22 protein-coding genes are annotated in these 21851 nt (G+C 46.7%); 7 read left to right on the top strand and 15 right to left on the bottom strand.

What is annotated here, in order from left to right; genetic code table 11:
• Position 1 precedes the first annotated feature (1 nt).
• The gene (locus ACODJP_RS12070) at positions 2-820 is read right to left on the bottom strand and encodes a hypothetical protein (protein WP_422481837.1); all 819 of its coding nucleotides are present in this window, start codon (positions 818-820) and stop codon (positions 2-4) included.
• A 97-nt stretch (positions 821-917) separates the two neighbouring features.
• Between ACODJP_RS12070 and ACODJP_RS12065 the strand changes: the two genes are divergently transcribed.
• The 4 genes from ACODJP_RS12065 to ACODJP_RS12050 are packed head-to-tail and all read left to right on the top strand — an operon-like array spanning position 918 to position 4344.
• The gene (locus tag ACODJP_RS12065) at positions 918-1529 is read left to right on the top strand and encodes a manganese efflux pump MntP family protein (protein WP_422481835.1); all 612 of its coding nucleotides are present in this window, start codon (positions 918-920) and stop codon (positions 1527-1529) included.
• Positions 1530-2270, top strand: a complete 741-nt coding sequence (locus tag ACODJP_RS12060; RefSeq protein WP_422481833.1) for a TatD family hydrolase — start codon at positions 1530-1532, stop codon at positions 2268-2270. It begins immediately after the preceding gene.
• Positions 2239-3003: a tRNA threonylcarbamoyladenosine dehydratase gene (locus tag ACODJP_RS12055; RefSeq protein WP_422481831.1), complete on the top strand. Its 765-nt coding sequence runs from the start codon at positions 2239-2241 to the stop codon at positions 3001-3003. Before ACODJP_RS12060 ends, ACODJP_RS12055 begins: the two co-directional genes overlap by 32 nt.
• Before the next feature lie 57 nt (positions 3004-3060).
• A complete protein-coding gene (locus tag ACODJP_RS12050; protein ID WP_422481829.1) occupies positions 3061-4344 on the top strand; it encodes a hypothetical protein in 1284 nt (427 codons plus the stop codon).
• Here ACODJP_RS12050 and ACODJP_RS12045 read toward each other — a convergent pair whose 3' ends face one another.
• The 6 genes from ACODJP_RS12045 to ACODJP_RS12020 form a co-directional block, all read right to left on the bottom strand.
• Entirely contained in the window at positions 4345-4752 is a 408-nt protein-coding gene (locus ACODJP_RS12045; RefSeq protein WP_422481827.1) for a YbgC/FadM family acyl-CoA thioesterase, read from the bottom strand.
• 10 nt (positions 4753-4762) lie between these two features.
• Positions 4763-6004 (bottom strand): diaminopimelate decarboxylase, encoded by a 1242-nt coding sequence (gene lysA / locus ACODJP_RS12040; RefSeq protein WP_422481825.1) that lies wholly within the window; start codon positions 6002-6004, stop codon positions 4763-4765.
• 2 nt (positions 6005-6006) lie between these two features.
• Entirely contained in the window at positions 6007-7251 is a 1245-nt protein-coding gene (locus tag ACODJP_RS12035) for an LL-diaminopimelate aminotransferase (RefSeq protein WP_422481823.1), read from the bottom strand.
• A 32-nt stretch (positions 7252-7283) separates the two neighbouring features.
• On the bottom strand, positions 7284-8180 hold the full coding sequence (gene dapA / locus ACODJP_RS12030; protein ID WP_422481821.1) for a 4-hydroxy-tetrahydrodipicolinate synthase: 897 nt from the start codon (positions 8178-8180) through the stop codon (positions 7284-7286).
• 38 nt (positions 8181-8218) lie between these two features.
• Positions 8219-8974, bottom strand: coding sequence for a 4-hydroxy-tetrahydrodipicolinate reductase (dapB, locus tag ACODJP_RS12025; RefSeq protein ID WP_422481819.1), 756 nt, complete (start codon positions 8972-8974; stop codon positions 8219-8221).
• Between the two features lie 103 nt (positions 8975-9077).
• Positions 9078-9833 carry a FadR/GntR family transcriptional regulator gene (locus ACODJP_RS12020; protein ID WP_422481817.1) on the bottom strand — a complete coding sequence of 252 codons (756 nt, stop codon included), beginning with the start codon at positions 9831-9833 and terminating at the stop codon, positions 9078-9080.
• A 250-nt stretch (positions 9834-10083) separates the two neighbouring features.
• On the opposite strand from ACODJP_RS12020, the gene dapA (ACODJP_RS12015) reads away from it, so the two are divergent.
• A complete protein-coding gene (gene dapA, locus ACODJP_RS12015; protein ID WP_422481815.1) occupies positions 10084-10944 on the top strand; it encodes a 4-hydroxy-tetrahydrodipicolinate synthase in 861 nt (286 codons plus the stop codon).
• Between the two features lie 133 nt (positions 10945-11077).
• A complete protein-coding gene (gene dapB / locus ACODJP_RS12010) occupies positions 11078-12292 on the top strand; it encodes a 4-hydroxy-tetrahydrodipicolinate reductase (protein ID WP_422481813.1) in 1215 nt (404 codons plus the stop codon).
• Positions 12293-12296: 4 nt separating this feature from the next.
• Here the strand turns inward: dapB (ACODJP_RS12010) and ACODJP_RS12005 are convergent, their stop codons facing one another.
• The 8 genes from ACODJP_RS12005 to ACODJP_RS11970 all read right to left on the bottom strand — a co-directional run bounded on the left by ACODJP_RS12005 (position 12297) and on the right by ACODJP_RS11970 (position 21500).
• The gene (locus tag ACODJP_RS12005; protein WP_422481811.1) at positions 12297-12824 is read right to left on the bottom strand and encodes a 4Fe-4S dicluster domain-containing protein; all 528 of its coding nucleotides are present in this window, start codon (positions 12822-12824) and stop codon (positions 12297-12299) included.
• A gap of 5 nt (positions 12825-12829) precedes the next feature.
• Positions 12830-13942 (bottom strand): NAD(P)/FAD-dependent oxidoreductase, encoded by a 1113-nt coding sequence (locus tag ACODJP_RS12000; RefSeq protein ID WP_422481809.1) that lies wholly within the window; start codon positions 13940-13942, stop codon positions 12830-12832.
• Positions 13924-14244, bottom strand: coding sequence for a (2Fe-2S)-binding protein (locus ACODJP_RS11995; protein WP_422481807.1), 321 nt, complete (start codon positions 14242-14244; stop codon positions 13924-13926). The genes ACODJP_RS12000 and ACODJP_RS11995 overlap by 19 nt, the downstream gene beginning before the upstream one ends.
• On the bottom strand, positions 14228-14524 hold the full coding sequence (locus tag ACODJP_RS11990; RefSeq protein WP_422481805.1) for a (2Fe-2S)-binding protein: 297 nt from the start codon (positions 14522-14524) through the stop codon (positions 14228-14230). Before ACODJP_RS11990 ends, ACODJP_RS11995 begins: the two co-directional genes overlap by 17 nt.
• Entirely contained in the window at positions 14524-15714 is a 1191-nt protein-coding gene (locus ACODJP_RS11985; RefSeq protein WP_422481803.1) for an NAD(P)/FAD-dependent oxidoreductase, read from the bottom strand. Before ACODJP_RS11985 ends, ACODJP_RS11990 begins: the two co-directional genes overlap by 1 nt.
• Positions 15715-15891: 177 nt before the next feature.
• Positions 15892-17799: a TRAP transporter permease gene (locus ACODJP_RS11980; RefSeq protein ID WP_422481801.1), complete on the bottom strand. Its 1908-nt coding sequence runs from the start codon at positions 17797-17799 to the stop codon at positions 15892-15894.
• 99 nt (positions 17800-17898) lie between these two features.
• On the bottom strand, positions 17899-18939 hold the full coding sequence (locus tag ACODJP_RS11975) for a TAXI family TRAP transporter solute-binding subunit (RefSeq protein WP_422481799.1): 1041 nt from the start codon (positions 18937-18939) through the stop codon (positions 17899-17901).
• 206 nt (positions 18940-19145) lie between these two features.
• Entirely contained in the window at positions 19146-21500 is a 2355-nt protein-coding gene (locus ACODJP_RS11970; RefSeq protein WP_422481797.1) for a DNA topoisomerase 3, read from the bottom strand.
• A 136-nt stretch (positions 21501-21636) separates the two neighbouring features.
• On the opposite strand from ACODJP_RS11970, the gene ACODJP_RS11965 reads away from it, so the two are divergent.
• On the top strand, positions 21637-21804 hold the full coding sequence (locus tag ACODJP_RS11965; RefSeq protein ID WP_422481795.1) for a DUF362 domain-containing protein: 168 nt from the start codon (positions 21637-21639) through the stop codon (positions 21802-21804).
• The last annotated feature ends 47 nt before the right edge of the window (positions 21805-21851 follow it).

Raw genomic sequence — 21851 nt, 5'->3', positions numbered from 1 at the left:
TCTATTCGACCCAGTTCTCATATCCCTCTACAGCAACATCGGCCGACAATATTCCACTGAAAGCAAGATACGAACCTTTCTTACAGGGAGAACCCAATAACATTTCTTCGGTATAGGCTACATCAAGATGCCCGAATTGAGTAGCAATGGTTGCGACAAAGAAGGGCGTCTTGTGGCCTTCGTCATGCAATGGTGCCTGCCTGACTTCCAATACCGGCCCACATGCCATGATTACATCATCCTTGAGCTGATGGTTCCGTTTGTCCTCTGGAATATCAGGATCATGTTTGAGCATGAAATTCAAGGGAAATATCCTTTTATCGGTAAGAAGAGTCGGAAAATTCGCTGAATCGGGGTTAACGGCGTAAGCCTTTTCATATCCTTCACGAGAGTCATAGGATTCAAGAACAAAGGGAAACGCGACCATTTGCATGGTAATCGAATCACCCTCCTTCAATTCTGGCAATACAGCTGCGTTCACTAAATGAGTAACGAATACACCATCCTGGGCAATATTCGTACAAGCCACGACTGCGGTCAGAGCATCCGCATCTTTAGGTGTCGTGTTGAAGAATGGAATTGCGTTCCACATACAACGACCACCGAGGTGGGTATCAGTTCCCAGAATCCTAACGTCATCACCATCACGGATCGCACGGAAAATGAATTCGACTCCGGAAGGTAGCGTATGCACCATATAGAAGGCACCATGTGCATGCCGCCAACGGGAATCTTTGTACATCCTAAGCATCTCATCTGATTTCAGCTGGCCATCCTCGACAAGATGCTCCAATGCGAGATTTCTTACAAATACGGGCATATACCACCTCCTAGACTTGTCATGGTATCAGAGGATAGCCTTTTATGCCATGGGAGCTCTTGTTCAGGAATGCCTATCAGGCTAAAATGAGGAAGTTATGAACTTGGCAGAACTCATCACCGTATTCGGCATCGCAGTCGGGTTGTCTATGGACGCATTCGCTGTCTCTATTACCCAAGGCGCGTGTCTTGAGATAAGATCCCTCCGCTATCCCTACACGATCGGAATTACCTTCGGTGTATTCCAGGCGGGAATGCCCTTGGTCGGATGGCTTGCTGGATCTACCTTCAGTTCCAAAATCCAACATTTCGACCATTGGATTGCCCTTCTCTTACTGGCGGTTATCGCGATAAAAATGTTTATCGACGGTTTTATAGATTTCCGGCAGAAAAGAAGAGCCAGATCAATGGGGTATGCCTGTGCGGATTCCTGCGGCTCGGAACTTCGATTCCACGATCTTATGATGATGGGTATTGCCACAAGCATAGATGCTCTGGCCGTAGGAGTAACGTTTGGCATGCTTGGCATCAATATCTGGTTGAGTATTGCGATTATCGGCGTAACTACCTTCATCCTTTCCACATTCGGAGTACTCATCGGTAAACGTACGGGGCCACTCCTAGGTGACAAGATGGAAATGATAGGAGGGGTGGTGTTGCTCACACTTGGTCTCAAGATCCTGATAGAGCATTTGGTGAAAGGAATCTAGATGGTAGATATGCATAGACATTTGCCCCAAGTTGGAGAACCCTCACTGGAGCAGGATTGGATCATATGGTTCGCCACGAGCGATACATCGGAATGGAATCGCATGACCGAAGCTCCCCATAATCAGCTCTACCGTCATGGATATGGTATCCTCCCACAATCAATCTCACACGAAAGACTTGTAGAACCCGATATGATAACCAATCTTGCATCGATACTCGATACAACGCTAGGTAACAATCCTCTGGGATATGTGGGAGAAATCGGTTTAGATGTACGCTTTGAAAATGACATTTCATCGGAAACACAGTTTTCCTTAGCCTATGAATTGATGCAGATTGCCAAAAGAAGAGGACGCCCTACTGTTATCCACCATATAGGGCCAATGCCTAGACTAGAGAGGCTACTCGAAGAGGTGCAACCCTCTACCCCCACCATTATTCATGGGTATGTTAAATCGGTAGAGAGTGCCCGACGACTGGCCGACTTGGGGGCGACCATATCTTTGGGTCCTACCGTTTGGACGCACAAGACTAAGCTTTCCGAGCATCTTGCTAAGCTGGATGTGCCCTTTTTACTAGAGACCGACTACCCTTTCGTCTCGGCCTCCCTGCATGATGCCTATGGTTACGACACGCTATGTTCAACACATCTTCACCGTATCAGCGAACTGATGGGTCGCAATATTGGAGAAATCGAGGAGCAAGTCTATGGACAAGCAACGCTTTTTACGCATTGGTAGGTTGTTGGGAGAAGATGCCCTCCAAACTCTAAGAGACTCGCATGTGGTTATTGTAGGAATGGGAGCGGTAGGGTCCTATGCTATGGAAGTCCTTGCAAGAAGTGGTGTCGGACACCTGCGTCTGGTCGATTTTGACACAGTGGGTATAACCAATATCAATCGACAACTGTTGGCTACCGACTCAACCATAGGACAGAAGAAAGTCCTCGTAGCTAAAGAGCGGGTCCTAGATATCAACCCAACTGTACAGGTAGAACCTCTGGATCTTTTCGCACATGAAGAGACTTTGCAGCAGATATTGGAACCTCCAGTCGATTTGGTTATCGACGCAATCGATTCCCTCACGCCGAAGCTCGCATTATTGGAGGGCCTCTACCGACAAAAAATACCGACGATTTCATCTATGGGAGCGGCATTGCGGACAGATCCTTCGAAAATCACAACAGGAGATCTGATGGATACCCATGGATGTCCTTTAGCAAAACAAGTGCGTACCAAGTTGCGTAGAAGGGGTATAGGACGGGGAATCTTCACCGTCTACTCTACCGAATTGGTAAACTATACCTATAAAGAGCCAGAACAAGAGGAATATAGTCAACATAACGAGCAGATACTCGATCGAGGACGGACCAGGAGAGTGTTGGGAAGTCTTCCCAGTATTACCGGTATGTTCGGATTACGTATCGGACATGAGGCCATATTCCGACTCTTGGAATTGAAGCAGAATTCATAGCTTTGTAGTCCATTCCTCTGAAAACACCTGTACATGGGTGTAAGGAGGAAAAGAATAATGAGAAGTTTCACTACTCCAGGACACGCCCTGGAAAACGGAGGCGCTGCCACCTATTCCGCCCCAAGGGGCGTGGTATCTCAACTTGCGTTTCCTGCACTCGCTCGACAATGTTACCACGTAGTGGTCCCGCTGCCCTCGCTTCGTTGGAAAATGAGAAGTTTCACTACTGTCGGGCACGCCCTGGAAAACGGAGGCGCTGCCACCTATTCCGCCCCAAGGGGCGTGGTATCTCAACTTGCGTTTCCTGCACTCGCTCGACAATGGACAATCATTTTATCATGTCTACTACTCGCATTTTGTACGTTCGGATGTGAACAGGAAATATCCCATCATGATACCGGAGAACTCACGATAGCCTTCCTATCGAACGAACAAAGTGATAATCGCTCTATCGAGCCAGATGGCGAGTCGCCATTGGATTTGGTGGCCTTTTCAGTTAGTGGTATTGGACCTGAGAACCAGATTCTTGAAAAAACCAACAGTAGCAATCCAACTATAACTATAGGCAGCCTCAAACTGGGAAGCTGGACCTTCACCGGTACCGGATATAATAGTATGGGAAAGGCAATCTCCCAAGGTGCTACAAACGCTCGGATAACAGGAAACAACAATGTAGTTACCATAGCTTTAGAATCGGCAGTTGGAAGCGGATCGTTTTCTTTGTCATGCAATTGGGACCCTGAACAAACGAGAACAGATTCTGTCGTTTCGATGCAATTGCTGGACTCCGATAATAATGTCATACCGCAGCTGAACCTGTCGACCGATCTGGTTGCTGGAACAGCTATTCTTTCTGGAACCGATATCCCATCAGGCTACTATACTGCAATGGTTACGATAGAGACCGATGGAGAACTGGTGGGAGGTTTTGTGGAAAGTGTCCGCATTATCGATGGAACCTTGAGCAGTGCTGTATGCAATCTTGAAATCGGTCATGTAGCCGATTCAGCAACAATCACAATTATCGACAATACAGCAGCTCCAGTGAATGGAACCATTATCGCAACTCCAATGGACCTTGTCGTGGGAGAGAGTGCAATTCTGACCTTCTCCTTGGACGAGGGACAAGATATTGCTATAGGAGATCTCTCAATCCAATGGTACTGCGATGGAGTACCGATACCTGGAGCAACTGGAGTCTCATATACAATTGATTCCCTCAACGGGGGAGCATTCCGCTACGACATCGTAGTTGGATTACCCCAGACAGGTTCTATAGGGTCTGCAGGAATCCGTCTTGATGTTCCTGTAGAACCCCATCTAGTAAATCAATACCAGTAGTTACACTAGTGAGGCGGCCTCTGCGAACCATGGCTCGAACGGTTCTGGTCGCTTTGTATCGAGATTGACCGATGCTACCCGTACTTTTAATGTCGCCAATTCCTCTGATGCTCGCATGACGCGTTGGAGGAAAACCATAGAGAAACGCTTTGCCTGCTCCAAGGTAGTGACAACCGTCAATTCGTCATCAAGCAAAGCCGGACTATGGTATTCTACTGAAATAGACTTTACTACGAAAGCAACTCTATGTTCACTGATCAATTGCGCTTGCCCGGGTCGATCTTGTGAGACCGCCCGGAGCAATTCTGTACGGGCATGCTCGGCAAAATCGAGATACCGTGCATGATATACGATCCCGCCTGCATCCGTATCGCTATAATAGACCCGTAATGGAAATTCATGTGCCATCGCAGACCTCTTAGCTCGTTAAGGTAGAGAATAGATCATCGATCGTTTCTGCTCTACGAATCATCCTTACCGAACCATCCTCTTGCAAGATATATTCTGCTGAGCGAAGTTTAGCGTTATAATTGAATCCCATGGCATGCCCGTGGGCTCCGGTATCATGGATAACCACTACATCTCCAGATTCGATTTCAGGCAATTGCCTATCGATGGCGAACTTGTCATTATTCTCACAGAGAGAACCAGTCACATCATAGGTATGATTTGCAGGTACATCTCCTTTACCAACTACCGTGATATGATGATAGGCTCCATAGAGTGCCGGACGCATGAGATTAGCCATAGACGAATCCAACCCCACATAGTCCTTATACTTCTTGGTGACATGGCGTACTCGTGAGACCAGATATCCATATGGTCCGGTAACCATCCTTCCACACTCGAATACAATCCTCAAAGGGTCCAATCCAGCCGGTACAATCATTTCTTCATAGAGTTTCTTAATCTGGGAGCTCACCCAAAGGAGGTCCATTGCATCCTGGTCAGGTCGGTACGGAATACCGATACCGCCACCCATATTAACGAATTCCAATCGAATTCCTAACTCCTCTTGGAGGCGGATAGCTTGGCTGAAAAGCATTCTTGCTGTCTCTACGATGTAGGTACCATCAAGTTCATTCGAAGCGACCATGGTATGCAATGCAAAACGCTTTGCTCCTAGCTCTTTCGCTTTCGCGTAAGCAGGAAGAAGCTGTTCGGTAGTGACACCATATTTTGCTTCAACAGGATTTCCGATAATTGCGTTACCGGTCCTATCGCTACCGGGGTTGTAACGAAAAGAGATGAGATCAGGAATACCGGCAGCCTTCTGCAAAGTTTCTATATGAGTGATATCATCGAGATTGATGACAGCCTTCATCTCGTAAGCTTTCTTGAACTCTTCGGGAGGTGTGTCATTGCTGGTGAACATAATATCCTCACCGTTGATTCCCGCCTTCTGGGAGAGGATTAATTCGGGAAGTGAGCTACAGTCGGCTCCAAAACCCTCCTCTTTCAATATCTTGAGGATTTCTGGATTCGGACAAGCCTTCACAGCATAGTAGTTCTTGAATCCGGGAACCCATGAAAATGCCTTGGTAAATGCACGAGCATTCTCTCTGATTGCCTTCTCATCATAAAGATGGAACGGTGTTTCTAAGGTATCGGCAAGGGTTCGCATCTCTTTATCGCCCAAGGGCAAGTTCTTGTTGCTCATAATCAATTGTTCTCCTTGGATATAACCAGATTCTTCTTGATCAAATCGACAGCCTCTACAATATTCTCACGATGCCCGAATGCACTAACCCGAATATACCGTTCTCCGGCAGCTCCAAAACCCGAACCGGGTGTCGCTATGACCTGACATTGAGTGAGAAGTTGATCGAAAAATTCCCAGGAACCCATACCGTTTGGTGTCTTGACCCAAAGGTATGGAGCATTGTCTCCTCCAAAAACAGTCAGACCAACCGAACGGAGCCCCTCACGGATGATTCGTGCATTTTCCATGTAGTAGGCGATGATTTGTCTTGATTGGACAAGACCATCTGTGCTCAGGACGGCGATACCACCTGCTTGTGCAATGTTACTAGCCCCATTGAAAAATGTGACCTGCCGGCGGAACCACATCTTGTGTAGCTCTCCAGGTTCAGAATCTTCTGCAACCAGTTCTTTGGGAACGATCGTCCATCCCAATCTAACTCCAGTGAAACCGGCGAACTTGGAAAAACTATTGATCTCAATGGCGCATTCACGCGCGCCGGGAATCTCAAAGATTGTCCTGGGAAGTGAATCATCCGATATATACTCCGCATAAGCGGCGTCGAAAATTATCACTGCCTTGTTTTTCCTTGCATAATCGACGAATGCTTGTAGTTGTTCATGGGTAGCTACTGCCCCCGTAGGATTGTTCGGACTGCAAAGATAGATCAGATCGACTTTCTCTTGGGGTGGTTCAGGAAAAAATCCATTCTCTTCGGTTCCGGCGAGGTAAACGAATCCTTCATACTCGCCCCGATTTCGATCGAAGTGTCCCGTGCGACCCGATACAACATTAGAATCAACATATACAGGGTAAGCAGGATCCTGAATCGCCACAACATTATCTGAGCCAAAAATTGACTGTATATTGGCGGCATCAGCTTTAGCGCCATCGCTGACGAAAAATTCATCGGGAGCTATCTCTACTCCGAGGTCTCTATAATAACCGGAGAGGGCTTCGCGCAACGGAGTATCACCCTGCTCATCACCATACCCAGTATATGTCTTCGCATCCCCTAACCGGTCGACTTTGACATGCAATCCGTCCAAGACAGCCTTCGGGAGAGCCTCAGTCGTATTACCTATTCCCAATCGATGGAGTTTCGCATCCGGATGGGCTTCTTGGTAGGCCTTTGCACGGCGAGCTATCTCAGGAAAGAGATACCCCGCAGAAAGTTTTCTAAAATTCTTGTTGATAGTAGCCATGTAAAATCCTTTTGAAAATGTTTATTCTACTGTTATTTGTTGCGAATGACATCCAGCGGTGCCAGAGCATTGGCAATCTGCTTCCTATGCTCCTCGCTCTCAAGTGAGCACATGGGAAGTCTGAACTCTTCCTCACACCATCCATATGCGGCCATCGCAGTCTTTATAGGGATAGGATTCGTCTCACAGAAGCAAGATGCGAAGAAGGGTGCGAGATTCTTCTCCCAAGCCCTGGCTTTGGCGATATCCCCATCAAGGGCAGCGTGGATCATCGTCTTCATATGAGATGGCAACAGGTTTGAAGCCACCGAAATGACTCCATCACCACCAGAGGCGATCAAATCCACAGCAATATTATCATCTCCGCTCAAAACTGCAAAGTCCTCTGGAGATCGTGCGATAACATCTTTCATTTGGGCCAAGTCTCCCGAAGCCTCCTTCACTGCAACAATATTGGGACAGTCCTTAGCCAACCTTACAAGAGTATCGGTTTCAATATTTACTCCCGTCCTCCCCTTTATGTTGTAGAGAATGCATGGAATACCAACCGAATCGGCAATAGTCCTGAAATGGAGATACAATCCCTTCTGGGTAGGCTTGTTGTAGTACGGATTAACCAGAAGAAGGGCATCTACTCCTGCCGTCTCGGCATGCTTGGATAACCGAACCGCCTCACTGGTAGCGTTGGAACCGGTTCCTGCAATAACAGGAACCCGACCGTTAGCGACTTCAACAGTGGTAGCGATCACCCTATCATGCTCTGCATGACTCAGGGTTGGACTCTCTCCAGTTGTTCCGCACGGTACCAATCCATCTATTCCTTGTGAAATTTGGAACTCAATGATCTTCTTGAACGCTTTGGCATCAACCAAACCATATTTTGTAAAGGGGGTAACCAGTGCTGTGTAAACGCCGCTAAATTTCTTCATTTCCAACTCCTTTGCGCCTTGACGCTTGCCTCTTAGGCTTATCCTGTTAATTCGGCAAGCATATCGTCGAGAGAGAAGAACCCTTTTCTTCCATCACTGACCCAAGCTGCCGCTTGTATAGCTCCTGCTGCAAACCCCTCGCGACTACGTGCACGATGGGTAATTTCTACTGAATCGACGGGACTATCGAAAATTACCGTATGGGTACCGGGGTTAGATCCTCCCCTGGCACTACTAAGATGGATTTCGGAATCCTTCCTCTTCCTGTCCAAACGTGCAGACTCCACCGAATCCTTTCTCTGTAACTCTTCCAACAAAATCTTACCAATCATGAGGGAGGTACCCGAAGGACTGTCCCCTTTTCCGCTATGGAACAACTCCTGTACGACAGGGTCATATGTTGAGAACGAATCCATCAATTTTGCCGCATCCCTAACGATTGAAAAGAAAAGATGGACTCCAATCGCAAAATTGCCTGACCATATAATGGAACAATCCTTTTTGGAAAATTCCTTCTCGATTTCCGTCAGCCGATCATACCATCCTGTTGTTGCAATGACAGTGGGAATCCTAGCCTCCGCATAGGTGCGAAAGCGTTCTTCAATTCCTTCTGCCACAGAAAACTCAATAACAACGTCGGCATTCGCCAACGAAGCCACATCACACTTCTTATCTGTCACTTCCGGTGCATCGGAGTATGGATCGATAACAGCGGCAATAGTATGGCCGTCGCGAATGGCGCTCTGGTAGACAACATGTCCCATCTTTCCAAAACCAACGATTGCGATATGCATATAGCCTCCCCGCCCCATCATTCGATTGGGGGCATCTTAGCAGATTTACAACATCTTGTCTATAATAATAACAAAATGTTTTTATAGTAACATTATTAAAGAATTACAGAATCCGTCCATTATGGTCATCGTGATTCTTTTTATACTCATGCCAGTACTGTTTGACATCGAATATAAGCTTGGAAATATGGTCGAGCATGCATTGTTCGGCCTTATCACTATCGCGTTCTTCCAATGCATGGAGTATCCGATCATGGAAATTCGAATAGTTATCTCCAACCCTATGTCGTAATTCCTCAAACAGTTGCGATTGCTGCCCCATCGTGGAGAGCATCATATAGAGGGAAAACAACGCTTTGTTTTTGGAAGCTTTAGCTATACTGCCATGGAAGGAGATGTCATCATTCGCAATACTCTGATGGTCCTTCGAGTGACTTTGCTGATTGCGCAGACATTCCGCTAATTCCTCCAGTTCGATATCGGTGATCCGCTCCGCTGCAAGGCGGGCGGTTTGACGCTCGATTGCCAATCTAGCCTCAAGAACCATAAGGAAATTCTCCAACACGTTACTGTTGATCAGATCATCGAGACTCTTCTTATAGTAGTCTAATTCCAGCGAAGTGTTTGCCGCCTCAATCACCCGACGGCCCAAGGAGGTGATGGACCTACCCTTATATCCGTGTTTCTCAACATAGCCGAGAACTTCCAATTGGTTCAGTTCTCTTCCAACGGTAGCGCTACTAACCTCTACTCCCCGCTCAGTAAAAGCATTCACAATATACCATGAACCGACAGGTTCTTCCGATTCGTTGATAATTTCCAGTATGGGTTTTTTCCATTTGTCTTTTGCAATATCCAACAGTCCCCTCCCTAAATCCAATTTCTCTAAATAACAGTTACCATGCAAGTATAATACAGAGATTCGGAGTCTTCCATAGTAAACAACAAATTATTCCTAATATGATGAGTAGCAACACCTCTTTTTTGATAAAAGTACTACAAACAAAGGTATAGGTAATTATTGTTTTTCTTGACTGGGCGAATAATTCAGTATAAACTACTACCACTCATAGTATGAGTAGCATGCATAGTCTGTAAGGAGCATTATCATGATCAAAGGTGTATTCACGGCATTGGTCACCCCATTCAATAAGGATGGTAGCATCGATATCGGGGCTTACAAGGCGCTAATCCATATCCAGATTGAACAGGGTATCGATGGCTTGGTACCTGTGGGAACAACCGGAGAGAGTCCTACCCTCGAACCAGAGGAGAAGGAACTATTGATCAAAGTCGCCGCCGAAGTCGCCTCTGGTAAAGTTCCCGTGATCGCTGGAACCGGATGCAATGTTACGAAACATGCAGTAGAGGCAACCAAGAGAGCCAAGGATTTGGGCGCCGATATGACACTCCAAGTAACCCCATATTACAATAAACCCTCTGCAGAAGGACTCTATAGGCATTTCACTACTATTGCGGAAGAAGCAGGCCTTCCCATAGTCCTCTACAATGTTCCCGGAAGAAGTGCGGTTAATATGCCGACTCCTCTGTTGCTTAGACTTGCCCAGCATCCAGGTATCGTTGCCGTGAAAGAGGCGAGTGGCAATATGTGTCAAATCCAAGATTTATTACATGTCAGACCCTCCGAATTCTCTGTCCTCTCTGGTGACGATTCGCTTACACTGCCGATGATGATATGTGGAGCAGAGGGAATCATTAGCGTAGCTAGCAATATGTTCCCCAAAGAGATGGTCGAGATGACCCACGCTATGTTGGACAAGAATATGGAAAAGGCACTATCTGTCTACAACCACCTGTACCCCTTCTTCGTAAACCAATTCATCGAAGCCAATCCGGTACCAGTCAAAACATATATGGCTAATAAAGGTTTGCTGAACGAGGTGTTCCGTCTTCCACTTTGTGAATTACGTCCGGAAAACCGTAAGATCCTGCTTTCAACATTTGATTAAGGATAGTTAGATAGAAAATTATTCCCTCTTTATTGCACCTACATAAGAAATAAGTCTAAACTAAAATGTTATTATTGATTATTTTTAGTTTTTATAATAACATCATGTCACTACAGTAACAGGGAGTGATAATATGACTAGAGTAATCCTTAACGGTTGTAGCGGAAGAATGGGTTCTGTCCTGACCGATCTGATTGGCAAGACAGACGATATGCAAGTCGTTGCAGGTATCGATGTTTTCGAAGTGCCGAGGGATTATCCGGTATTCCCCTCCTTGCAAGATTGTTCGGCAGAAGCAGATGTAATTATCGACTTCTCATCACCGAAGGGATTGCGAAACTGGTTGCCTGTAGCAATAGCACGTAAGATTCCCTGTGTTGTGGCTACAACGGGTCTATCACAGGATGAACTCACCCTTCTAGAAAAGGCATCGGAATCTATTGCGATTTTCAGATCGGGAAATATGTCTCTCGGAATCAATCTGGTACAACAACTTCTTCAGAACACGACAAAAGTCTTGGGGGATCGATTCGATATAGAGATCATAGAAAAACATCACAACCTCAAGAAAGACGCTCCCAGTGGCACAGCATTAATGCTGGCAGATTCCATCAATGCAATCCGTGTAGATAAACTGCAGTATGTCTGCGGAAGAGAGGGGTCCGACACCCTACGTAAATCTCATGAATTGGGAATCCACTCATTACGTGGTGGAACCATCGTAGGACAACATGAGGTTACCTTCGCAGGTCAAGATGAATTGATCACCATTGGGCATCAGGCGTTTTCACGACAGGTCTTTGCTACGGGAGCTATAGGAGCTGCACGCTACATTACCCGACAAAAGACTGGCATGTATTCGATGCAGGACATGATCAATGAATCGAGTGCTGTCACGACTCTGTATACCTACCCCGAGGAGGTTCTCATCTCGGTAGACCATTTACCAAGGGATATGGCAGTCATTTCTGAACTTTACGGGATATTGGCGAAGAACGATATTTTCATTGATATGATCAGCCATACTGGAGCGACCAATGGACATATTTCCGTAAGCTTCACCATTAAGGCAAAAGATCAGGATAAGACAAAGGAACTCTTAGAGCAGTTGAGTACTGATCATCGTGGAGTAAAGTTTGATATCATGGACAATATCACCAAATTAACGGTAGAGGGCCCTGGAATGGAATTCCAATCTGGTATCGCCTACAGGGTCTTCTCCTGTATGGCAAAGGCCGATATTCCCATCTATGCTGTCACGACATCGGAGAGTAAGATCTCATACGTCTCACCTACTGCCGATGTCGATCGTGCGATCGCGATCATAAAGAATGAGTTCGGTATCTGAAAAATCAACTGGTTAGTAACCGTTGCATATTAACCACCTGCTCATAGAATTCGTTTGGGTAGGTGGCATGGACAACGGCAGTACGATCATTCTTCTTTATTTTCACCACTCTCAAGACTGTTCCATCACAGATTATTGATCCGAATCGATCCACCATTTGGATTGTCTGACCTTCGGAGGGAAGAGGTAGGTATTCATAAGGGAAAGCAATATAAGCCAAGTTCCCCTTGAATGTATGCTTCTTCAAATAGATGGCAAGGCCCGGACAGGCTGCAACACATATACCGCAACCATTGCATTTGTCCAGATCTACAACCGGCAAGTTTGTGATCTCGTCGCCAACGACAATTGCGCCTTGTGGACATGCCGTCTGACAGGGGTTGCAAGGGATACCCTCTATGCATTCGATAACTGCCGCAAGCGCCCTTCGGTCCTCTGACGGCAATTGGTAACATGCACTTCCATGGAGTTCTTCCAGGCTGGGTGCTCCAGTAATCTTTAAACCCAAATCCTTTTGTTGCTCTTGTTCCATGATGGTTATCCCCTGTTTTGTGCGAAAATTGCCGCTTTCGCATCACGTCTTTTCTGTCCAAACATGCCTGAACGTAATGCCAGCATCCGTTTGAGTGCCGCTTCATAGCCATCAGAATAGATTCCGTCCGAAACATATCCCAGTGAGTAGGCTGCTGAAAGACCGGCCATTCGTCCCTCTTCCATAGCTGTGCTGGCCTCTTCGACTCCTGAAATGTCTCCTGCTATGTACACACTGGGTATGGACGTTTGCATCGTAGGTTCGTGTTTGGGAACCATTCCACCAAGAAGTGGACTATACAAGGGCTCACATCCTGCAGCAAAAGCAAGTTCGACCAAGGGAGTAAGTCCAGCAGCGATACAGATGGTATCAACATCTAAATCCTTTTCCGTTCCCGGAATCGGTTTCCATTTTTCATCAATTTGAACAATCGTGGCGGATTCGACATGATCAGTCCCTCGTGCCTCTAGTACCGTATGACTCGTATAGAAGGGGACTCCTGCCCTTCTAACTTTTGCGGTATGGACACCGTACCCTCCCAATCGCGGAGCAGCCTCAACCACAGCCTTAACTTCAGCTCCCGCCTGGAGAAGTTGGTAGGAAACAATGATGCCGACATTTCCGGAACCGACCATCAGACATTTTTCACCGGGAAGAACCCTGTGGAGATTAATCATAGTTTGGGCTGCACCTGCTCCCATGACACCCGGCAAGGTCCAACCAGGAAAATTCACCGAATTCTCCACAGCACCGGTAGCTAGAATAATTCTCTGGGCTCGGACGGTTACCGATTTTTCCTTATTTCGGACTATCCACACATCCTGTTGATTGAAAATTCCGCAAACCTCAGCATCCAACCAGACTTCGATCTGCAGATTTTGCGCCTCTTCCAATAATTGGGTACCGATATCAATTCCCCGTACACCAGCCCGATGGTCCTTTGAACCGAAAAATTTATGGATCTGTTTAAACAATTGTCCACCTGGCTTTCCATTCTCATCCACAAGTAGGACTTGGGCACCGGTCCTAGCAGCCTCCAAGGCCGCCGAAAGGCCAGCAGGTCCAGCTCCGACTACGACAATCTCTCTCTCTTCCATCATCAGTGCTCCTGCTTCCATACGCCATATCCCATCTGGGTCTCGATCACCATTCCATCCTCTACTGGAGTAATACAGGTACGAATATTGGGAATTCCATTTACTGTCATGACACAATCGGTACAGCGTCCAATTCCACAGTAGATGCCTCTTGGCTCATGTACTTTTACCGTCTTGCGAAAATATTTCTTCCCGGTCGCGATCAAGGCCGCTGCGATCATCTCACCTTTTCTTGCCGTGATAGGCTCACCGTCGACAATGATCGTTACCAAATCCGTATCGGGAAGCGGCCCAAGGACCGGATGATCAACTATCCTGCGCATCAGTACTACCCTCCTCATCCAAGACTTTCATTTTCTCTGTCCTTACAGGAAATCGATAGCTGACCTGGAGGACCTCTTCGATCGGTTTCCCCGTCTTCTGGGCTATGATACGGGCAATGACTTTCCCACAACTCCGACCTTGGCAAAGGCCCATTCCGGCACGGGTAATTCTCTTGATATCATCAATCGTGTGGTATCCCTCATCGATTACATCCTCAATCTCTTTGAGTGTCACCTCTTCACATCGGCAAATGAAAAAATCCTTATCACCCTCTTTCATCAAGAGACCTCCGTTCTGTCTTGGGAAAACCTATTAGGGGAGAGTTCCTCTAATCTTGGCTGTACGCTACCATCGCAAACCATCTGTGCAAGCAGCTTACCGGTAATAGGAGCAAGACTGATTCCATCCCCTTCATGCCCGGCAGCGGTAAAGAATCCTGACAACGCGGCATGTTCTCCCAATATCATCTTTCCATCCGGAGTAGCCGGTCGCAAACCTGCTATCGCACGGATAAAATTTACGTCTTTCAATACAGGAATGAATGATGTTGCTTGATTGATGATCGCCCTTATACCCTCCATCGTCGTCCGCTTGTCGAACCCTACATACTCACGAGTACTACCAATCAGATAACTGTCTCCTTCGGTCCTGGTAAATGCGAAACCCAGACCAAGACGTCGCTCTTCTTCGGTAGATTCGATTTCCATGCCTGTTTTCAACTTAGAGACCAGATATCGGGCACTCCATAGATTCGTATCACCAATTGAAGGAACTTTCTCAGTAATAACGATCTGGCCCCTTCTGGGTTCCATAGGCACGTATTCACCGACCAATGAAGCAATTTTTCCTGCCCATGCACCACCAGCATTCACAATAACTGGAGCTTTATAGATGAGTTTCTGGGTGGTCGTAACTGAAAAGATTCCTGAACCATCCCGTTCGATTCCTATGACCGGAGCATGATGGACAATCTGCATGCCCATTTCTCTGCCTTTACGTGCAAAACGGTGCATCACCGCAAATGGATAGGCTTGTGAATCCATAGGACTATAGGTTGATGCAATGAACCGCTCATCAAGAAACGGTTGTTTTTTTCTCATTTCAGCCTTGGAAAGGATTTCCACATCGAGTCCATACGACTTCTGTTGGCTTACGAATTCCTCCATGACCTCCAACTCACGCTGGTTTTCAATGAGTACCATACCACCGTAATTTTCAAATCCAAGAGGATCGTCCAAATCCCCTACTAATGATCTATAGAGCTCAAGACTTTCGAAAGCGAGCTCAAGATTGATACCAGGCTTTTTTGATTGGAATAGAATCATGTCGTCACAGGCACCGGAAGCTCCATCGGCAAATCCTCCCGATTCCAACACCACGACCCGCTGTCCTTGTTTTGTCAGATAGTAGCCACACGAAAGTCCGATAATTCCTGCGCCTACAACTATCACATCATACGAACCGCCCATCTGATATTCCTTTAATCTTTGGTTAGGTAAGTCATGTCAGCAATGAGGCTGTAACGACTACCCTATTTTACTACTCATTAGATGAGTAGTATTTGTATTGTACCACCTCTGGCTTCCAAGTCAAGAAAAAAGACGCCAAAGACCTTACAATGGCCTCTGGCGTCAAACTTGATTATTTCATGCTACAGCAGGCGTACTGTTTGATGCTTTCACTTTTGCCAAAATGTATAATACCAGGATAAGCCCTGCAGAACCCAGAATAGCGATCTGGATTGCCATGTTGTGCATAATAGTAAGGTTACAACTACCGATGATCAATGCCGCGGAAACGACACCCATGATAGTCCGTTCAACCTTCGTGAGTATCCTATGGAAGTATCCCCTGAATGCGGAGGCGAGTGTAATTACTGCATAGATGACTACAATTATTAACGTCAAGACTTCAAGAAATGAGCCATTAAGCATGAGTGCAGGGTTGAAAACGAAGATGTAGGGAATGATGAATCCGACTATAGCCATGCGCATCGCTTCGAACCCGGTCTTCAGTGGATCCGAACCTGCGATAGCCGCTCCACAATAGGATGCGATACTAACCGGAGGCGTGATTTCTGCTAGTATAGCGAAATAGAATACGAAGAGGTGTGCTGTTAGAACATTGATTCCCATAGCCTGCAATGCAGGACCACCTATCGTAACGGCAACGATATAGGCAGGGGTACACGGCATTCCCATACCCATGAGAATGGATGTCACCATGATGAGCATTAGGGCAGGAAGGAGAACACCACCCGACCAAGATTGGATTACCGAAGCTATACCCAAAGCAAGTCCCGTATTGGTTACAATGCTGATCACCATACCGGCTCCTGCACATGAAACACCAAGCATGATGAGGTTTTTACCCGATAGCTCAAAGGTATCCCAGAGCTTCGCAGGTGTCATCCAAGTCTCCTTATTAAGGAAGGTGAGCAGGAAAGTAGCAAGAATTCCATAGACAGCAGCTATAAAAGGTGAATAGCCGATAACTAAGAATATGACAAGGAGAATAAGAGGAATGAGTTGGTAGGAGTCCTTCAAGATTTGTTTGCGTGAGATGACTTCATCCTTATCCATGCCCCGTAGCCCCTCCTTCTTTGCAACAAAGTGAACTCTCAAGAGGATACTCAGATAATAGAAGATTGCTCCTAGTAATGCAGCCTTAATGATATGTACATACGCGATACCGGTAATCTCGGACATCACGAATGCTCCTGCTCCCATGATAGGCGGCATGAGCAAGCCTCCGGTGGAAGCAGCAGACTCGACGGCTCCGGCAAACTGGGAACGGTAACCGAGTCTCTTCATCAGCGGAATGGTGAATACACCGGTTGCATAGACGTTAGCAGCTGCGACGCCACTGATCGATCCAAATAAGCCCGATGAGATGACTGCGATCTTCGCAGGTCCACCTGCACTTCTTCCAGCTAAAGACACGGCCAGATTGGTGAAGTATTCTCCAGTCTTCGTATTCTGCATGAACGCTCCGAAGATAACGAATACCGCAACAAATGTTGCCGTCACACCGACAATCGAGCCATAGATACCATCGCTTGTAATCAGATAATTGATCTCGGCGATTCGGCTGAGTGCCATCGGCTTCGAATAGAAGATACCACCGAGTAATGGTGCAAGGAATATATAGACAAAGAAGAGACCGATCAGGATAGCCATCGCCGGTACGACCGTTCTCCGGACAGCCTCAATAATCAACACAATATTGATCCAACCAAGAATCGCTTCGATATTCGATACAGGATCAAACAACTCCATCCTCATATTCAGCGTATCATTCATAATCATGAGGTAAATCGGAGGTGCGATTGCTAATATAGCTAAAATTACATCAAGAAGAGACGGACGATCCTTCGGTGAATTCTTTGTCGCTGGATACAACATGAATGCCATGGGAAGCAAGACCAGAAGGTGGATGCCTCTCTGGATCCTTGGCTGAAATACACCGAAGATAGCCGTGTAGAGGTGGAAGACCGCTACAGCGACCAGACATAGACTGACAAACCACTTTACCCAACCTTTTAATTCACGCATAAAGATAACTCCAATCTTTCTTAATGTGGGGAGCGCGACTGTCCTAAAGAACCGAACACACTCCCCCTAGATACAAACTCTACATATGACGGGTTGCGACTACTTAAGTACACCAATTTCCTTATAATACTTTTCAGCACCTGGATGTAGTGGAACCATGGTGCTTGGAGCAATTTCCTTGGAGAAATACTTCTGGAACGAGGGGTTCAAGGATTTGACTTCATCGATATTCTCCATGAGAGCCTTCACGAAATTGTATGCGACAATGTCGGGCATGTCAGCCTTGGCAATGATCTCAGTGGAGTGTCCGATTGCTTGGGTATCAACGTCGATCTTGTCATAGGTTCCTGCGGGAACACGATTAAGTCCCGAATCGAAGGAGACTGTTCCATAGGTGTTGGCCGAGAATTTGACCAGATCGTCTGAAGCCTTCAACAAAACAGAATCGCGTGATATCGCCATTTCTGTTATTGCGGAGCCAGGAAGTCCGAGACATGCAATGACATAATCCACATGGCGGTCTTTGAAGAGGTTAACCATGTCGCCATATGCGGCATAAATCACCCGTCCACCATTCTTTTCAATCTGCTCATAGGAGATACCATAATAATTCTCAAACAATAGAGATGTAAGAGCTCTCTCACTGGTACCAACCATGGGTCCTGCAAGATTAACCTTTTCCCCAGCCTTCACTTTCGCAACCAGTTCATCGATGGTACTGATTCCTGTACTCTTTGCAGCAAGGAAATGGTAGAAGTCAACAGAGAAGTTACCGGCTAAGCCACGAATATTCTTGTATTCCTTGTCAAACAAAGGAGCAACACCATTGTAAGCGGCTTTGTCGACATAACCGACGCCCCATCCGAAGTCATCCTGTCCGGCATCGAGCTTTGCGGGGTTTACCGTTCCACCACCGGGAATTACCTTTATGGTGATTTCAGGTACGGTGTTCTTTACGATTGCAGCCATTCCACCAGCTTGGGTATACCAACCGCCACCCATGCCACCAGCAGTCCAGGAGTAGGTAGCTGGAGTGAGCACTTCGGCATCGGTCGCTACGGCTTCACCTTGCGCTGCACCAAACAAAACACCTGTTGAGAGCACCAACGCCAGAATCAACAATACTTTTGAAAACTTCATTGTGTTTTCCTCCTCTTTGTATGAAAATCCTTCTCATATCAGCTACTTCTTATAGTATGAGTAGCAAGTACATCATAGCACGGGAGGACGAGTTGTCAATCAAAATATTTGATAAATATCTTCTTCTATCAGTTAGCTTTACTGTCGACAAATACCACAATCAAGTTACAAATGATTGAGGTATTCCGCAAATTTTTCAACGCTTTTTACTTTTTCCGCTTCTTATCCCTTTCACGTTTTCGTTTTTCGCTTGCAGCAAGAAGATCAGCAAATGTTGTTCCCGAATCGGTTTGAGACGAGAATCCATGTGAACGATTGGGATTTGTCAGTTGCGTTCTGGTACTTGTGCGATCATTTCCCCTCCCCCTTCGAGGAGTGGCTGAGGTAGATTCATGATCGTCGAATCGTCCACGTCGCTCTAATTTTGAAGGTCGGACCACCTCTGTCACCGTCTCCCATTCTTCGGCAACTTCCACCTTAGCAGTAGAACGCTTGACTACAACAACCTTCTTTCCTGTAGCTGATGATGCTGGTACTGTCTTGGTTTTCACTAACATTTTTTTTGGCTTATTGGAATCGGCTACAGTCATCTTCGCAGAAGAACCCTTCTTACGACGCTTCACCTGAGCTTCCTCATAAGAACAGGAGAGCCTCTGGCATATAAAATGGACCTGTCCGAATTCATCAGTAGCCCGCATCATGGGAGATGCACAGAAGGGACACTGCTTCCCATCGGGAAATGTAGGTTCGAACCGTTCCTTATTCGAGGAAACCTCCGATACGAGCTTTCTCGCATTTGCCTTTATATCCTCAACAAAGGTTTCTTTCTTCTCTTTCCCATCGGCTATTGCAGCAAGACGGTCCTCCCATAGTGCAGTAAGCTCCGGTGAACGTAATTCGGAAGGTGCGAGACGAACAAGCTCTCGCCCCTTAGGTGTTGGCACTAAATATTTCCCTTCACGTTCGACATAGTGGTTCTGGATCAATTTTTCAATGATATCGGCTCTGGTCGCCGGAGTTCCCAATCCACCACCTAGTCGTTTTTTCAATGCAGAATCCTCAACAAACCTTCCTGCATGCTCCATTGCAGAGAGCAAGGTAGCCTCAGTATATCGTTCTGGTGGATTTGTCGTGTTTCTCCTCGAACGAACCGCCCCCACTGTCACCAGATTCCCCTCAACCAGCTTGACATCCCGAGTGCTCGAGCCTTCATCGATATCGACGATTGCAGCAGCACTGCGCTTTCCGATAAGACGAGCCATATCGCGCCAACCCTGTTTCACCGGTACGGTAAATCGAGTCAGGAAACGCTCATCCAATACATGGACTTCGACCGTTGTGGTCTCATATATATAATCTCCTGATAGGACTTCCATGAATCGAAGTGCAATAAGTTCCCAGAGAGAGCGTTCATCTTTGGAGAGTCTATTCAGATCGACTCGCTGTTCGGTAGGAATGATAGCATGGTGGTCGGTTACGCCACTTTCCATGACGAATCGATCCATATCGCTTCGGTACCCGTGCTCCACGAAAAGGGATGCAACCTGTCCAAACGGGGTAGCATCCATTGCTTTCAATCTTCCCGCCAAGGTAGGTACGATATCGGGTGTAATATACCGGCTATCTGTTCGGGGATAGGTAACTATTTTGTGGTTTTCGTACAGACCCTGCAAGACATCCAAGGTTTGTTTCGCACTGAATGAGAGCTGTGAGTTCGCATCACGCTGGAGTTCCGTAAGATCGTATGCCAAAGGAGGTTGTTCGGTTTTCTCGAGTTTATCTACTGAAACAATAGTCCCTTCTTTACCTTTGATCTTTTCGATGATCGCTTCCGATTTTTGCTCCTCGGTAATTCTAATAGAGCCGGATTCATCCTGCCAAGAGGCGGTAAAACCACCGAAGTCTGCCCTGATAGTCCAATAGAAACCACCAGAGAAAGCCTCGATTTCATCCTCCCTATCGGTCATGAGAGCCAATGTGGGAGTTTGCACTCGTCCTGCCGAGAGTTTGGCATCGTAGCGGCAGGTAAGTGCTCGCGTCACGTTCATACCTACATACCAATCAGCCGCAGCTCTAGCTTCAGCAGCTGCATAGAGATTCTCGTAGAGTTCTCCATCTTTAAGCTTTGCAAACCCCTGTTCAATTGCAGAGTCGGTCTGACTACTGATCCAAAGACGTTTGACTTCTTTTTGCCAGCCAGCCATCTTCATAATCCAACGTGCTACCAGTTCACCTTCCCTACCGGCATCGGTGGCAATCACCAAAGAATCAATATCCTCCCTACGTAGAAGATTTTCCACTACGTGGTATTGTTCGGAGGTTTGCTTGATAATACTTTGTCGTAGTTGGGCTGGGAGCATGGGAAGGTCCTGCATATGCCAGCGTTTGTATCTCTCGTTGTATTCTGCCGGTTGTGCCAATTCAACAAGATGTCCCAATGCCCATGTCACGACATACCTATCACCTTCACTGAAACCACGTTCCCGCTTGCGGCATTGGAGAACCCTGGCAAGTTCCCTACCAACACTCGGTTTTTCTGCTAATACCAACTGTTTGCCCATGAAATTTCCTCCAAAACCAATGATGCTACATCTCTTTTGGGACTATATCGGGAAGAAGATAGTCTAGCAAGCCTTGACGCCATGTTCTCTTGGGTATATAGTCGAACGCGTATAAAAAAACCATAAGGAGTCCACTATGGCTTACACTATTACCGATGCATGCGTAGCATGCGGATCATGTCTTCCCGAGTGTCCTGTTGAAGCAATTTCAGAGGGCGATATCTACGTTATCGACCCTGAATTGTGCATCAGCTGCGGTGCTTGTATGGATGCATGTCCTACCGGAGCAATCTTAGCCGACTAATCATAGGTCGGATGTCTGCATCCGGATGCAAAGAAAAGACAGCTCTT

This window comes from Pleomorphochaeta sp. DL1XJH-081 (genome assembly GCF_049310885.1).
Classification (GTDB): domain Bacteria; phylum Spirochaetota; class Spirochaetia; order Sphaerochaetales; family Sphaerochaetaceae; genus CAYZJV01.
The sequence above is the reverse complement of the archived record's forward strand: the minus strand, read 5'-3'. Positions and strand labels throughout refer to the sequence as shown.

Coding starts and splice junctions, on each gene's coding strand:
- ACODJP_RS12070 (WP_422481837.1), bottom strand. CDS start 820: ATGCCCGTATTTGTAAGAAATCTCGCATTGGAGCATCTTGTCGAGGAT.
- ACODJP_RS12065 (WP_422481835.1), top strand. CDS start 918: ATGAACTTGGCAGAACTCATCACCGTATTCGGCATCGCAGTCGGGTTG.
- ACODJP_RS12060 (WP_422481833.1), top strand. CDS start 1,530: ATGGTAGATATGCATAGACATTTGCCCCAAGTTGGAGAACCCTCACTG.
- ACODJP_RS12055 (WP_422481831.1), top strand. CDS start 2,239: ATGGACAAGCAACGCTTTTTACGCATTGGTAGGTTGTTGGGAGAAGAT.
- ACODJP_RS12050 (WP_422481829.1), top strand. CDS start 3,061: ATGAGAAGTTTCACTACTCCAGGACACGCCCTGGAAAACGGAGGCGCT.
- ACODJP_RS12045 (WP_422481827.1), bottom strand. CDS start 4,752: ATGGCACATGAATTTCCATTACGGGTCTATTATAGCGATACGGATGCA.
- lysA (WP_422481825.1), bottom strand. CDS start 6,004: ATGAGCAACAAGAACTTGCCCTTGGGCGATAAAGAGATGCGAACCCTT.
- ACODJP_RS12035 (WP_422481823.1), bottom strand. CDS start 7,251: ATGGCTACTATCAACAAGAATTTTAGAAAACTTTCTGCGGGGTATCTC.
- dapA (WP_422481821.1), bottom strand. CDS start 8,180: ATGAAGAAATTTAGCGGCGTTTACACAGCACTGGTTACCCCCTTTACA.
- dapB (WP_422481819.1), bottom strand. CDS start 8,974: ATGCATATCGCAATCGTTGGTTTTGGAAAGATGGGACATGTTGTCTAC.
- dapA (WP_422481815.1), top strand. CDS start 10,084: ATGATCAAAGGTGTATTCACGGCATTGGTCACCCCATTCAATAAGGAT.
- dapB (WP_422481813.1), top strand. CDS start 11,078: ATGACTAGAGTAATCCTTAACGGTTGTAGCGGAAGAATGGGTTCTGTC.
- ACODJP_RS12005 (WP_422481811.1), bottom strand. CDS start 12,824: ATGGAACAAGAGCAACAAAAGGATTTGGGTTTAAAGATTACTGGAGCA.
- ACODJP_RS12000 (WP_422481809.1), bottom strand. CDS start 13,942: ATGGAAGCAGGAGCACTGATGATGGAAGAGAGAGAGATTGTCGTAGTC.
- ACODJP_RS11995 (WP_422481807.1), bottom strand. CDS start 14,244: ATGCGCAGGATAGTTGATCATCCGGTCCTTGGGCCGCTTCCCGATACG.
- ACODJP_RS11990 (WP_422481805.1), bottom strand. CDS start 14,524: ATGAAAGAGGGTGATAAGGATTTTTTCATTTGCCGATGTGAAGAGGTG.
- ACODJP_RS11985 (WP_422481803.1), bottom strand. CDS start 15,714: ATGGGCGGTTCGTATGATGTGATAGTTGTAGGCGCAGGAATTATCGGA.
- ACODJP_RS11980 (WP_422481801.1), bottom strand. CDS start 17,799: ATGCGTGAATTAAAAGGTTGGGTAAAGTGGTTTGTCAGTCTATGTCTG.
- ACODJP_RS11975 (WP_422481799.1), bottom strand. CDS start 18,939: ATGAAGTTTTCAAAAGTATTGTTGATTCTGGCGTTGGTGCTCTCAACA.
- ACODJP_RS11970 (WP_422481797.1), bottom strand. CDS start 21,500: ATGGGCAAACAGTTGGTATTAGCAGAAAAACCGAGTGTTGGTAGGGAA.
- ACODJP_RS11965 (WP_422481795.1), top strand. CDS start 21,637: ATGGCTTACACTATTACCGATGCATGCGTAGCATGCGGATCATGTCTT.